Below are 14,548 nucleotides of genomic sequence, written 5' to 3'. Positions count from 1 at the left end.
AACTACATTAATCAACAAACGAAAAATTGTACAAACGTAAACCCATCTATAAAAATAGCCAATGAATTTGTTTTTTTTCCAGCGCAGTCGTTTTTTCAAAGAAAACCTTAGGAGAGAAGCCTGTTACAGATTTGAATTCTCGTGTCATATGCGACTGATCAAAATAATCAACGCTATAGGCGATATCTGTTAAATTATTTTTTGCCTTATCTGATGCGTATTTGTTAACCGCATTTCTAAATCTTAGTATCTTTTTGAATTGAGATGGTGTTTTGCAGATATGTTTGCCAAAGTGTTTATTCAATGTAGTGCGAGAAACAGCATTTTTTTCGCATAGTTCTGTAATCGTTAATGCGTCATTTTCATCAGACATCATTTCAGATAAAACTGTGTCAAGGAAATTGTGCTGAAATCCTCTCAATTTGGATAACCAATAACTTTCAACTGCTTTAATTTTTTCGGTGTCATTTTGCAAAGAAAGAATTTCGATCATTGCTTTTCTATAATCTTCAAAGGGTGAGAAATCAGAAAAGCTGGAGCTGTTGTAATGGTTTAATTCGTGTTCCAAAAATGAATTAATAGCCAAAGGTTTAAAATAGATGGTAATTTCGTTTATTTTCCCTTCATATTGGACATGTACTGGTTTGTTGAAATCAGAAACTAAATTCGTTTCTATCTCATTGTCATTACATTGCTTAATGATTAATTGATTTCCTTTAGTAATCGATTTTGATTTTTCACTGCTTGAAACAATGGTAAAAATAGATGGAAAGGTGATGTATTTGGCGGGTTTTTCTTCAGAGGTATGGGTGAGTATATATATGCACTCTATGTATTTTTTAAGTAGAGTATTGGAAGGAGAATAAACTTTTATTTTCATCGGTTTTGGGCGTTAGAGCGCAACTAACTATTTGTTATATATAAGCTTTTCGCCCTTGGTCTATTAAAATTATCATTAATAGATTTGCAGTATATTAATCCACTTTTATGGAAACTAAATTAAGAAAATAAATAATATGAAAATCAATTTGCGGATTATTCTGAATAAATTTCAGCTTTTAAAAACCTCGCTTAAAAATGCTTAAACGAGGTCATTTATTTTCTGTATTTTTAAAAATTACAGAGTTGTGCAACGGTTACCACTGTTAGCGGAAGATTTTTTTGAAACTTAAAGATTTTTACCGTCTTTATCTTTGAAAAAAATATCATTATTATCTAAAACAAAATAATACATTCCGGCGGTTGTAAAAAACCATAGAAGATAATCTTCAAAATTTGTTGAATTTCTAATAAAAATTTGTCTAAATAGCCAAAACCAAGCGTAGATATTGAACGCAATAACATAAATACGTTTCATTGTTAAATTCACTTTTGGTTTTATTCTTTTGTATTCGTGTTCAAATTCGGATTTCATTGATTAGTTTTTCAGATTTCAATTTTTTTAATTTGCATAAATGCTTGGATTATCTATTTTCCATTTTCTTTCTTCTGAATTCCACATTAAATAAGGCCCATCAAAACCTTCTAAATAGATTAATTCATACGTTCCATTATTATCAGTTTGATAACTTGGTTTAGTTCCTAAATATTCCATTTTAAAACCTAAACTTTTTAAAACTTTCCAATCATCATTATTAGAAAGTTGTTTATGGCTTTTTTGATAATTATCAATGTTTTCAATGAGTTTATTACCAAATTGAATATCCGATTTTCGCGTTATACTAATTGGTAAATTCCAATAAATAATAAATGTCAAGATTAATAAAGTTATAATCGAAATTAAACCAATAATTATTTTTTTTCATTTATTGACGATAGTTTGGATAAACTTCCTGCTAACGAAAAAAGTGTTGGCGAAGTGCGGGCTTTCGAAGGACTGAAAGTTCAAGAAAGACCAAACAACGCCGATTCTTTTTCAATGAACTAAATTACAAAAAAATGTGGAATTTAAAAGCAGTTGCTGCTTATTTTGAGTGAATTTTTAAGCTTTCACAAAACTTCGTTTGAAAAGGTTAAAACAAAGTCGATATTTTCTGTATTTTTAAAAATTACAGAGTTGTGCAACGGTTACCTATGTTAGCCGTAGTTGTTATTTTTTCAAAGAGTTTACAAAATTATCAATATCTTCATCAGTGAAATTTCCACTTATTTGAATTTTACCATTTGGGATTTCATTAATAACTCTTGGTGCAGAAATCAACATCTTATTTAAAACTATTGCAATTGGTTTTCCAATATTGTTCTCAGTTAGTTTCTTAAATTTTTTTGCTCCATCTTTCGTTAAAGTCAAATTAATAATATTTCTATCCAATTGGTCTTTTGAAGATTTTATTTCTAAAATTTCATTTTTTTTGATTTCGGGATTTAATGATAGATTCAAATCTTCTAATTTAGAATTCGAACCGTCAAAATTGATAACAGAATAAAATCCATCTTCTTTTTCTACGGGAATAGGAATTTCTCGATTTTCTTCAGATTCTCTTTTATTTTCGGCAATAGTTTTGTCCAAGATTGGTTTTAATTCATTTTGAACATCTTGAAAACTATTTCTGAATTTATCTTCTAAACTTCCAAATGAATTTAGAAGTTTTTTTCCAGTTGTAGAGTTGTAAAAATTATAGATTTCATTAATTTCATTTTCATTATAAACATCTGCAAAAGCCTTTGAAAGTCTTTTTGATATTTCTTTATCTGTTAATTTTCTTTCAATTTCCACAAGTTTTAAGCTGTCTTTTTTATCAGAACTATATTTTAATGGATTTATTGACATATCAATTATGAAAGATTTATATCTTTCAATACTTCCATTTGTATTTAAAATAAAAATAATTTTTTCTTCTTTAGTTTGGGAAAAAACTAAACTTGAAATTAATATAGTTATGATTTGCAGGGTTGTTTTCATACAATTACGGCTAACGGAAAAAGGCTTTGCGAAGTGCGGGATTTCGAAGGACTGAAAGTTCTGGGAATTCCGAAACGTAGCAAATGCTTTTTCAATGTAACTAAATTAATAAAAATATGTGAAATTAAAAAGCAGTTGCGAATTTTTTTAACAAAATTTTCAACTTTCACAAAACCCCGCATTTTGCTAATACAATGTGCTTGTTGCACAACTCAATTTTAGAAGATACTCAGAATTCATAACTATATCTACGCGGAAAAAAGCTGGAATAAAGCATCCACAAGCCACTTTATGATAGAATGCATGAAAAACTAACGCAACACAAAACTTATCACCGCAGGCTGGTTAAACGCCGTTCAAGTACGGTTGAACCTGTTTTGTGGACGCTGATCAACTACCACAATATGAAACGTGTTAACAGCCGTGGGAAAGCTCAGGCGAACAAACACGTTTTGATGTCGGCGCTGTGTTACAACCTGAAGAAATACCTGAATTTTGTGACGAAAAAACCGAATATCTTAGTTCAACAAATGCAGCTTCTCAAGAAGAGGTTTTGGTTGTTAGATAAGCAACAAAATACTTGTTCGATGGCTTGGATTTAAGCCTCTTTAATTATTCTATTTTCCTGGAAATTGCCAGAATAAACCTCGCTTAAAAAGGCTAAAACGAGGTCGGTATTTTCTGTATTTTTAAAAATTACAAAGTTGTGCAACGGTTACCGGTGTTAGCTGCGGTTTTTTTTATTCTTTATTCTTTGAAGCCCTAATCTGATATTCTTACGTATTCTATCAATATACTCATTTCTAGAAGTATAATCCGATAACAATCCAACATCAATTAGTGAATAAAGTGATTCATCAAAATGAGGTTCTAACCCTTTATGACAAGTATGACATAAGGTTATTAAGTTTTTATCTTCTGTTAATCCACCTTTAGAATGTGGGGTGATGTGATGTAAATGTAGTTCAACATGTTCGTTATTTTGATGCGAGGCTCCACAAACTTTGCATCTTAAATTATCTCGTTTAAGAATTTCCATTCTTAATTTTGGATTTGCTGCTCGATTAATTTTTTTTCTTGGTATTGATTCTATATTTTGATAACCTCCATAATATGTTTTAATATTTTTCTGGGGTTTTATTATTTCGGATAAATATAATTCACATAATTCTTTTGTAATCAAACCATTTCCTCCAAATAAACTTATAAAATATCCGAAATCATTTTTGTTATTTATAACTAATAATGGTTCTTTGATATCTTTAAAAAGTTGAATTGCTAAATCAGGTATCATCAATGATGGTTCTCTAATTTCAATTAAAGGGTTTGTTTCATCATTTCCACACCAATTTGTCATAAAAGTATAATTGAACTTGTTATTTTCTTTAAAAAAAACAGAACATTGAAAATATTCAGTTTCTAGTAAAGGTTTTTGAGAAATTAATCTTTTTAGTTCAGTATTTAATTTATTTTCTTTGTCCACAATATTTGTATAAAATCGCAGCTAACGGTTTGGGGCTTTGCGATGGTGGGGCAATCAAAGCACAAATTTTCAATTTATACAAAAGTTGAACCGAAGAACTGCCGTTGAACTTTGCAGTTTCGCCCCACTATTGCAAAACCCTTGTTACCTGCTGTGTTGTTTTCGGTTACAAATTTGTCGTGTCAAAATATTGCTTCGCAAAGTCGGATATTCGTTGATGTCTTTCAGCAATTTCAATTTCTGTCCACTCAATTTTTTCTCTAATTTCTGTATAGCTCGACAATGCTGTGTCTTGAAAAAGTTCGCTCTTTTTTTCAAACGACTTATTGCCAAATTTGCTGTTTTGGCTTTGTGTCAATAAAGCTAAATTGCCTGCAAGTTGTAGAAAATTGTTTCTAAAATCTTCTGTATATTCTTCGTTTGTTGGATTTTGTGGTTTAATATGTTCAATTGTGTAACTGTTGTAAAGTTCTTTGTCCAACAACGCACCTGAACGATTTTTATGTCTTAAACTATTTTCATATTGCCATAATACAAACTTAATTGTGTTACGGTTGTAATGCCATTTTTCGTTGTCAAAATAGTTTATGATTATGTTTTTAAATCTGTCGCCATCGTTCCAATACCATTTAAAACCTGCTTCCGTTACACTTTTAATGTCTTGGTATAAATTCTCAATATTATAACTGTCGGCAGAATTGAAATATCGTTTTGCATAATGTGGCAGATAATCAGTTCGATAATCGCCTAATTTTAGCTTAAAACAAAGAATTTCAAGAAGTTTTGCTATTTGTTTAAATATTTCGCCCGAAACTTCGCCTTTATTGAACATTGTTAATAATACCAATTTCCAATTTGCTTCGTTACCAACAAAAAATAGGTTTGTAATTTCTGATATATTTTTATTGCTTACAATACTTTTTGCACTATGAGTTAAGTCAACAAAGTTTTCAAAAAATGACTTTATCCACTTTGTTTTATTCTCTTCCTTGTTTAGTTTTTCTTTGATTGCTTCAATATTTCCGTTGATATTGAAAAATAAATTGCAGTAATTGTCTAAAAGTTCGTTTTCAGTAAAGTAGCTTTCAACGGCTTCAATATGACGATATGTTTGTGAAATTTCTCTTTGAATATCTGCAATATCATTATTTGCCTGAAAATCATTCGTACTTTGAATATAGATTTGGTGCATCAAATAGGCTTTGATAACCTCAAATCTTGATAATTCTTTTCCTCTGTTATTTTGGTATTCAAAAACTTGAGTTGCTTCTACTTTGTTCGTAATATAAAATGTACTGATAACTGCACTTTCTAAAGTTTGTTGAACCAAGTATAAGCTGTCATTGTCAAGTTTAGTTAGTTCGGTTTCAAAATAATTGAAAGCATCAATAATTCTTTTTTGAGAAATTGTTTCAGTATCGTCAATTGCAGATACTAAATGTTTTAGGCTTACTTTTTTGAAAATAATTTGATCGTCTTCAATAGTTCTAAAAACATCGGTTAAATATGTACTTCTTATTCCGTCGATATTTTGTCCTTGCTTTTCTTGGATTTTTGCAATAGCAGATAAAAACAAAATAGTTGTTGTTAATCGTTGTTGTCCGTCAATGATGAAAAGAGTAGAGCCATCTTTTTCAAAAAGAAATTGCCCTAAATAATAGCGTTTCCCTTTTTGTTCCAAAAGGTCTTCCAAAAATTGAGAACATTGTTTGTTTTCCCAACTATAAGCTCGTTGATATGCAGGTATTCTAATACTTTCCGAAGATTGGAAAAGTAATTTTATATTTTCTGCTGTTTTGTTTTCTGTTTGTATTTCGGTTTCCATTAAAACTAATTATTTAAATAATCAAAGGTGGCGAAGCCACCTTTGATGAAATATTTTTTACATTGCTGGTTGATGTTTCTTTGTCGGACTCTTTGAGCAAGAACTTGAAGTCAAACTTGATAAACTTGAATATTTGCTACCGCAACATTTACAAGTGTATTGAGATTTTTCACTTCCTTCATAAAGTTCGTGTTTTTTGCCGTCAGGATTTTTTGAGCAAGAACTTGAAGTTAGACTTGAAACACTGGAATATTTACTTCCACACCATTTGCAATAAAAGTTAGCCATATTAATTTTGGTTTGTCATTTGCGCTTACTCTGTTCGGTTTTCAGCTTTCCCCGTTAGTTCTGCAAATGTCGGATGTCAGTCGGTCAAACCGTGTCGTTGTGGACGGTCGCTCTGAACATAGCAGGTAACGGAAAAAGGCTTTGCGAAGTGCGGGAATTCGAAGAACCAAAAGTTCAAGAATTCAGAATCGAAGCAAATGCTTTTTCAGATTGTTAAAATTAAAGAAAAAATCAATATGAAAAGCATTTTGCGAATTATTTTGACAAAATATTAAACTTTCACAAATCCCCGCATTTTGCCAATACAATGTGCTTGTTGCACAACTCAATTTTAGAAGATACTCAGAATTCATAACTATATCTACGCGGAAAAAAACTTGAAGACATTATCCACAAACCACTTTATGATAGAATGCATGAAAAACTAACGCAACACAAAGCTTATCACCGCAGGCTGGTTAAACGCCGTTCAAGTACGGTTGAACCTGTTTTGGGGACGCTGATCAACTACCACAATATGAAATGTGTTAACAGCCGTGGGAAAGCTCAGGCGAACAAACACGTTTTGATGTCGGCGCTATGTTAAAACCTGAAGAAATACCTGAATTTTGTGACGAAAAAAAACGAATATCTTAGTTCAACAAATGCAGCTTCTCAAGAAGAGGTTTTGGCTTTTAGATAAGCAACAAAATATGCGTTTGATAGCTTGGATTTAAGCCTCTTTAATTATTCTATTTTCCTGGAAATTGCCAAAATAAACCTCGCTTAAAAAGGCTAAAACGAGGTCGATATTTTCTGTATTTTTAAAAATTACAGAGTTGTGCAACGGTTACCTATGTTAGCAGAAGTATTTTTATATTTCAAACGGTATGTTATCTCTAAGCTGAACTTTGATTTTATTTACTCCTTTTCCTCCATTAAATAATATTTTTCTACGAGTTTTTTCACTAAACTGATTTATTCTCATTTCAAATGTTTGAGGCAAGCGATTTACTGTGATAACTTTTGTTGAAAATAATTTATCTGAAATAAATTTTACATAAAAAATATCATTTTCAATTACTCTGAAATTATTTTCATAATGAGTATTTAAACAGAAGGTTCTACTTTTAAGAAGTATTTCAGTAATTCTATCTTGAAATACATTATATGAAGATATTAAAATGTTATCCTTATCTATTTCTTGATAAAATATAAAGTCATCAAATATTGGAATTCTTCCTAATACATAAAATTCTTGTGACTTATATTCATATATATTTTCATAAATCTGAGAAAAAATGTTAGTTTCAAATAATTTCCAAATTCCATTTGATTTAATCTGACTATTAATTTTATCAGATTCTAAAGGAATGAAATTTTTTTCTTTGGAATATAGATTAATATTGTCATATTTTTTATTATAAGAATATTGGGAATTATCCGTACAAGGGTGCTTTGTCCAAGGTGGACCTAATTCATCAAAGAAAACTCTACTTCCATAATGATTTTGATAGAAAAAAACATTAGCAAGACAAACTGGACATTTTGCATTAGGGTTAGTAAATGAGAATGAATTAATAGGAAACTTATTAATTACTTCTTCGGAAAAATTTGTTTTAAATATTTTAGAATAATTTGAATATGAAAAATTATTATTGCCTTCTCCAAATCCACATTTACAATATTTAGAATGATTGTGAGCTGTACACATTTTGGTAATATTTCTGCTAACGGAAAAAGGCTTTGCGAAGTGCGGGAATTCGAAGAACTTTAGTTCAAGAATTCAGAAACGAAGCAAATGCTTTTTCAATGAAACTAAATTAATAAAATTATGTGAAATTAAAAAGCAATTTGCGGATTAAATAGACGAAATTTTCAACTTTCACAAAACCCCGCATTTTGACAATACAATGTGCTTGTTGCACAACTCAATTTTAGATTTGGTGTTTTGTCTTAATCTATCATGTTTTTTTTAGTTAAACATTTGGTTGTTAGTATTTTATTTATTAAATTAGACTAAAATTAATTATCCCGATGCAAGGCCGGAAAGTATTCACACCACAGTTATTTTACGAACTAAGCTTAGATATTTTAGTTCCTTCAGATAATTTTTATCGCCGCGTCAATCAGTCTTTAGAGCTGGATTTTCTGTATAAAGCTACCCAAAATTATTATGGCAGCCAGGGTCAGGATAGTATTGATCCTGTAGTTTTTTTTCAAGATTTTGCTGGTTGGCTATCTCAACAATATCAATAGCGATCGTGCGCTGATACGTTATTGCAGCAATTGTCTAGACGTCCGATTATTTTTAGGCTATGATCTCAACGAAGAATTACCTTGGCATTCCACAATCAGGCGGACACGATCCCTTTTTGGCGAGGAAGTTTTCTTGGGGCTTTTTCAATTAATTTTAAAAAAGTGTGTCGAACAAGGCATGGTAAGAGGCAAGCGTCAGGCGGTAGATGCAGCCTTTATCAAAGCCAATGCAAGTATGGATTCTTTGGTGGAGAAGGATGTTTTGCAGGACTCTTCAGCTTATGTTAATGAACTTGAATTGAACTCAGAATTCAAAACTACATCTACGCGGAAAAAGCTGGTGGAGCAACATCATCAATGGAAAAAAGAAGAGTATAAAAAGATGCCCGGTGCTAAGAAAATTATAGCTCATGATGAGGACGGGAATGAAATTCGTCCAAAATTCCTAAGCAACCACACCCATTACAGTCCAACAGATTCGGATGCGAAGATCTCAACCAAACCGGGGAAACCTCGCCAACTGAATTACGCAGGGCAACTATCTGTTGACGATAAACATCATGTCATCACCGGTGCTTGCGCGAGTACTGCTGGGAGCAAAGACAGCGCCATATTTTCTGATATTATGGATCAAACGCTTGAGAATCTTGGACAAAACGGTATCGAAATCAATGAGGTGTTAGCCGATGCTGGTTACAGCAGTGGGACGAGTTTGCAATATTGCGAGGACAAAAATTTAGATGCTTGGATCCCGAACTTCGGACAGTACAAACCCGTCCGTGAAGGATTTATATTTAATAAAGAAAAAAATCGCTACGAATGTATTCAAGCGGGCGGAAACCGAGCCTTATTACCCTTCAAACGGATTTTAACAGACAGTAAAGGCTACGACAAGAAAAGCTATTGCAGTAGCGAGAAAGATTGTGGCAATTGCCCTCTACGACAAGAATGTTGTGGCAAATTGACGAAGTTTAAAAAGCTGGAAGACAGCATCCAAAAGCCACTTTATGATAGAATGCATGAAAAACTAACGCAACACAAAACTTATCACCGCAGGCTGGTTAAACGCCGTTCAAGTACGGTTGAACCTGTTTTGGGGACGCTGATCAACTACCACAATATGAAACGTGTTAACAGCGGTGGAAAAGCTCAGGCGAACAAACACGTTTTGATGTCGGCGCTGTGTTACAACCTGAAGAAATACCTGAATTTTACGACGAAAAAACCGAATGTCTTAGTTTCACAAATGCAACTTCTCAAGAAGAGATTTTGGTTTTTAGATAAGCAACAAAATACTTGTTCGATAGCTTGGATTTAAGCCTCTTTGATTATTCTATTTTCCTGGAGATTGCCAAAATAAACCTCGCTTAAAAAGGCTAAAACGAGGTTGATATTTTCTGTATTTTTTAAAATTACAGAGTTGTGCAACGGTTACCTATGTTATGTGCAGTGCAATATTATGAGTTTTCGTTTCCCTTTAGAAGAATACTGTCACTAAAAAAGGTAAAAACATAGCTAAGAAAATCGCTGTGTAAGAGATAATTTTGTCAGTTGTTTTCGAATTTGCTCTTTTGGGATTTAAGTAATCAATTTCACTTGAGTATCTTAAATGTAGTTTGAAATCTCTATTGTTAATTCTCTTACTTATAAATGTGCATAATGAGAGATATAAAGTAAAAATAAGAGGCGTGAAAAATGCCCAAATTTGTATTATTCTTTCTTCATTATTTTTGTATGATATTTGACTGTTATAAATTGAACCAATAGTTAAATAAGTTAAGGCAATAAACCATTTTTTATATCCTTTAAATAAGTTTGATTTACGATAAAAAAGGAAAATGTAATTGTAAATAAATGGAAGAATAATTACTAAAAATTTCATGTAAAATTTCTATTTTAACGGTTTTTTTGGTGCATTGCAGATAACGGAAAAAGGCTTTGCGAAGTGCGGGAATTCGAAGAACTAAAAGTTCAAGAATTCAGAAACGAAGCAAACGCTTTTTCAGATTGTCTAAATTAAGAAAAAAATCAATACGAAAAAGCAGCGGTGGTGAAAAGTTGTTCGATTTTTAATTTAGACTTTAAGCCCGTATTTTGCTAATACCGTGTGCTTGTTGCACAATCAATTACCAGATTTTTACTCAGTGATAGAGTTGTGTAAACAAGAACTTTGGAAAACGTAAAGATAAAAAAACAAAATATGTTGTTTTTTAAAAGAAAAAACATATTTTAATAAATAAAATATTATCCAATGAATCACAATTATTTAGATCAAAACAAATCCAAAATTTATGCTGCTTACAAGAAAAGTGTCTTTTTAAAAAGCGATATTAAAAATGAAATCCCGACGCTTGATGAAGCTCTACTTTTTGAGAAGATCAGACTAATGATGCCAGATCTAACTTTCGGAGAAAGGACTGATGACGAGTTAGTGATAGTTGACAATCTCAGTCTTTATCATGAGTTTCATAACCAAAGTGATTCTAGTATAACTTCTAGGCTTATACTCTTAAGATCTTTAGATAACATCTTTTATCTAGAGGTTAGTTAGTCATTAGGATTTTATATGTGTAAAGAATTGCTTTCAAAAGTACTTAATAAGCAACTGTACACTTTATAAAAAAATGAAATTAAAAAAGCTAATGGTAGCAGATTGGCTGTTGAGGATCATAGTTTTGACATGTAATTAAAAATCAAATTAAAATTATGTCAACAATGATTAACAAGGGCAAAGAACTTATTAGAATCAGCCCAAAAGATGCTAAAAAAAATGAATATTCTACCAACGATGGTCGCTCTTGGTTAAAGAGAAACTAAAATTAATACTCCGATTTTTTTCGGAGTATTTTAGTAAATGGATATATGTCGACTACTTATTCTTCTATATTTTTATCGAGTGTTTCTTGATTAGTATAAATTCTTCTCAGAAGTATGGCTTATAATGCGTTAAGATATTGTATTGTAGTGGTTTGTAGGTTGTTAATTTTGTATCAATTTTTTAGTAAAACCTAACGTTGGATTATTCTTGTATGATTACGGTTTTCCGTAATGATTGCAAGGTAAATTTATTGTAAATTAGAAACCTTAAAAATAAACCATGATTTTGAATAGTGGAGGCTTGGCCATTGATATATCAAAGGTAAAAGCTATCAAAATGGAGCACCTAAAAAAAGGGCGAAACTTAGTTTTTGAACTTAATAACCTTTTGCTACCAGTTTACAATTCTGACACAGAAGAAGAGGAGTTAAAATCTTTCCCAAACGATCCTGTCGTTCATTATTTTGATAATTCCGACTCAGCAATTGCTTATTTTGATGAGTGGGTAGAAATGTGGAATGATTATATCAATGACAAGTAAAGCATAAAAATGGCAATTAAAAAATCAGAATTATATAGCTCGTTATGGGCAAGTTGTGACGAATTACGTGGCGGGATGGACGCCTCTCAATACAAAGATTATGTACTCACCATGTTGTTTGTAAAGTACATTTCAGATAAATACAAAGGCGACCCTTTTGGCGCGATCACCGTTCCGGAGGGTGCAACTTTCGATGATATGGTAGACTTGATTGGAAATCCAGAGATTGGCGATAAAGTCAACAAGCAGATTCTTAACCCCATTAAAGAAGCCAATAAACTCAATGAATTTCCCGATTTTAATGATGAAAGCAAATTAGGCAAGGGAAAAGATTTGGTAGATACTGTTTCCAATTTGGTTCGGATTTTCAACGATCCGAGTTTGGATTTTTCTGGTAATTCTGCTGAAGGCGATGATATTCTGGGCGATGCTTACGAATACCTAATGCGCCATTTTGCTACAGAAAGCGGAAAATCGAAAGGACAGTTTTATACACCTGCCGAAGTCTCGAGAGTATTGGCAAAAGTGATTGGGATTAACCAAAACAATTCATCACACCAAACGATGGCGTATGATCCGACTTGTGGTTCGGGGTCCTTGTTGCTGAAAGTGATGAATGAAGCAGGCAAAAACATTGATCTCTACGGACAGGAAAAAGAAACCACTACTGCCAACTTGGCTCACATGAACATGATTCTGCATGGTGCCGAGACTGCTACCATTATTGCAGACAATACATTGAGCCGTCCGTTTTACAAAGAAGAAAACGGTTCGCTTAAAAAGTTTGATTATGTGGTGGCCAATCCACCGTTCTCGCTGAAAAGCTGGAGCAATGGCGTGAATGTAGATAGCGATGAGTACAACCGTTTTGCTTTAGGCGTTCCGCCGGAGAAGAATGGTGATTATGCTTTTCTGTTGCACATTTTACAATCTTTAAAAGCCAATGGTAAAGGAGCGGTGGTACTGCCTCACGGTGTATTGTTCCGTGGCAATGCCGAGGGCGAAATCCGTAAAAATATTCTTAAGAAAGGTTACATCAAAGCCATTATTGGTCTGCCTGCCAACTTGTTTTATGGCACGGGCATTCCGGCTTGTATCATAGTGTTGGACAAAGAAAATGCTGAGCATCGCAAAGGTTTGTTTATGATAGATGCCAGCAAAGGCTTTGTAAAAGATGGCAACAAAAACCGACTGAGAGAGCAAGACATCCGCAAGATTACCGACGTGTTCGAGGCGTTTGCAGAAGTGCCGAAATTTAGCCGAATGGTGTCGATGACAGAAATTGCCGACCCTAAAAACGATTACAACCTCAACATTCCACGGTATATTGATACTCAGGAAGCCGAAGATATTCAGGATTTGGCCGGGCATTTGTCGGGTGGCATTCCGCAGAAAGATGTGGCTGGTTTGCAGGCGTATTGGGATTTGTTCCCTTCGCTGAAAGCCGATTTGTTCAATCCGGCAAGAGCAGGATATTTTGAATTGAAAGTACCTGCGGAAAACATTAAAACAACCATTTTCAACCATCGCGAATTTGTAGCCTTTAACACAAAAATGCACACCGCTTTTGATAAATGGTTGCACGAACAACAAACGGAATGGAATAATTTAGATAAAGGTTTTGCAGTAAAAGAAGCCATTGAAACATCAGCACAAACCATTCTGAGCCATTTTGAAAATAATGCTTTGGTGAACCGCTATGCGATGTACCAACACCTGATGCAATACTGGAACGAAGTGATGCAGGACGATTTTTATTCGATTGCTTTAGACGGCTGGAAGGCAGGAAACGAATACACCCGATTGGTCATTAAAGGTAAAAAAGGAAAAGACGGCAAAACTGCACAGGACAAAGAGATTGCAGGTTTGGCAGGTATTGAAGGCAGAATGGTAACGCCGGAAATGATGATACATTATTTCTTTAAGGAACAAAATGACAGTTTGCAGGATTTAGAAAATCAACTGAACCTTACGCAGGAAGCCCTTGCGGAAATAGAAGAAGAAAACAGTGGAGAGGAAGGCATTTTCAGTGATTTGGAAAAAATAAATCTTAAAAACGTAAAAGACTTTTACAAAGAACGTAAAGCCGATAATGCCTCTAAGGAGGAATTGAAATACATCAAAAACTATATTGATACGCAGGAAGCTTTGGGTGGCATTACCAAACTGATAAAAATTGCAAAAGAGAATTTGGAAGTAAAAGTGGTGGCGCAATATCCTTTATTAACCGAAGCCGAAATAAAAGATATGGTGATTAACCACAAATGGACACCCGTATTGCAACAGGCATTGCAAAGCGAACAGGAAAAGCTGAGCCAAAACCTTACGCAACGCATTAAGGAACTGGCAGACCGCTACCAACAGGCGTTGCCAACTTTGGAAACCAAGACAGTGGAAGCTTCGCAAAAAGTATTGGCTCACCTGCAAAAAATGGGATTGGTATGGTAAAGGAAA

The 14,548-nt window shown here is 33.0% G+C and carries 11 protein-coding genes and 3 pseudogenes; 6 read left to right on the top strand and 8 right to left on the bottom strand.

The features are described 5' to 3' along the window. Positions 1 to 46: 46 nt before the first annotated feature. The 4 genes from ACQQ6V_RS05080 to ACQQ6V_RS05065 form a co-directional block, all read right to left on the bottom strand. On the bottom strand, positions 47 to 880 hold the full coding sequence (locus tag ACQQ6V_RS05080) for a helix-turn-helix domain-containing protein (protein ID WP_448844469.1): 834 nt from the start codon (positions 878 to 880) through the stop codon (positions 47 to 49). 288 nt (positions 881 to 1,168) lie between these two features. Further along, positions 1,169 to 1,414, bottom strand: a complete 246-nt coding sequence (locus ACQQ6V_RS05075) for a hypothetical protein (RefSeq protein ID WP_448844468.1) — start codon at positions 1,412 to 1,414, stop codon at positions 1,169 to 1,171. Positions 1,415 to 1,441: 27 nt separating this feature from the next. Continuing rightward, positions 1,442 to 1,756, bottom strand: a complete 315-nt coding sequence (locus ACQQ6V_RS05070; RefSeq protein ID WP_448844467.1) for a hypothetical protein — start codon at positions 1,754 to 1,756, stop codon at positions 1,442 to 1,444. A gap of 333 nt (positions 1,757 to 2,089) precedes the next feature. Further along, on the bottom strand, positions 2,090 to 2,902 hold the full coding sequence (locus ACQQ6V_RS05065; RefSeq protein ID WP_448844466.1) for a SecDF P1 head subdomain-containing protein: 813 nt from the start codon (positions 2,900 to 2,902) through the stop codon (positions 2,090 to 2,092). A gap of 272 nt (positions 2,903 to 3,174) precedes the next feature. Between ACQQ6V_RS05065 and ACQQ6V_RS05060 the strand changes: the two are divergent. Next, a pseudogene (locus ACQQ6V_RS05060) lies at positions 3,175 to 3,504 on the top strand (transposase); the annotation flags it as partial. A gap of 122 nt (positions 3,505 to 3,626) precedes the next feature. Here the strand turns inward: ACQQ6V_RS05060 and ACQQ6V_RS05055 are convergent. Then, positions 3,627 to 4,385, bottom strand: a complete 759-nt coding sequence (locus ACQQ6V_RS05055; RefSeq protein ID WP_448844465.1) for an HNH endonuclease — start codon at positions 4,383 to 4,385, stop codon at positions 3,627 to 3,629. Between the two features lie 166 nt (positions 4,386 to 4,551). Continuing rightward, positions 4,552 to 6,210, bottom strand: coding sequence for a DUF262 domain-containing protein (locus ACQQ6V_RS05050; protein ID WP_448844464.1), 1,659 nt, complete (start codon positions 6,208 to 6,210; stop codon positions 4,552 to 4,554). Between the two features lie 658 nt (positions 6,211 to 6,868). Between ACQQ6V_RS05050 and ACQQ6V_RS05045 the strand changes: the two are divergent. Further along, positions 6,869 to 7,081, top strand: a pseudogene (locus ACQQ6V_RS05045) (IS1182 family transposase); the annotation flags it as partial. Positions 7,082 to 7,351: 270 nt separating this feature from the next. Here ACQQ6V_RS05045 and ACQQ6V_RS05040 read toward each other — a convergent pair. Further along, positions 7,352 to 8,191, bottom strand: a complete 840-nt coding sequence (locus ACQQ6V_RS05040; RefSeq protein WP_448844463.1) for a hypothetical protein — start codon at positions 8,189 to 8,191, stop codon at positions 7,352 to 7,354. A 323-nt stretch (positions 8,192 to 8,514) separates the two neighbouring features. Here ACQQ6V_RS05040 and ACQQ6V_RS05035 point away from each other — a divergent pair. Further along, positions 8,515 to 10,054, top strand: a pseudogene (locus ACQQ6V_RS05035) (IS1182 family transposase). A gap of 159 nt (positions 10,055 to 10,213) precedes the next feature. Here ACQQ6V_RS05035 and ACQQ6V_RS05030 read toward each other — a convergent pair. After that, entirely contained in the window at positions 10,214 to 10,618 is a 405-nt protein-coding gene (locus ACQQ6V_RS05030) for a hypothetical protein (RefSeq protein ID WP_448844462.1), read from the bottom strand. Between the two features lie 369 nt (positions 10,619 to 10,987). On the opposite strand from ACQQ6V_RS05030, the gene ACQQ6V_RS05025 reads away from it, so the two are divergent. The 3 genes from ACQQ6V_RS05025 (at position 10,988) to ACQQ6V_RS05015 (ending at position 14,542) form a co-directional block, all read left to right on the top strand. Then, a complete protein-coding gene (locus ACQQ6V_RS05025; protein ID WP_448844461.1) occupies positions 10,988 to 11,287 on the top strand; it encodes a hypothetical protein in 300 nt (99 codons plus the stop codon). A gap of 546 nt (positions 11,288 to 11,833) precedes the next feature. Beyond that, on the top strand, positions 11,834 to 12,094 hold the full coding sequence (locus tag ACQQ6V_RS05020; protein ID WP_448844460.1) for a hypothetical protein: 261 nt from the start codon (positions 11,834 to 11,836) through the stop codon (positions 12,092 to 12,094). Between the two features lie 9 nt (positions 12,095 to 12,103). Further along, positions 12,104 to 14,542 (top strand): type I restriction-modification system subunit M, encoded by a 2,439-nt coding sequence (locus ACQQ6V_RS05015; protein ID WP_448844459.1) that lies wholly within the window; start codon positions 12,104 to 12,106, stop codon positions 14,540 to 14,542. Positions 14,543 to 14,548 lie beyond the last annotated feature (6 nt).

Source organism: Chryseobacterium electrogenes (assembly GCF_053553015.1).
The sequence above is the reverse complement of the archived record's forward strand: the minus strand, read 5'-3'. Positions and strand labels throughout refer to the sequence as shown.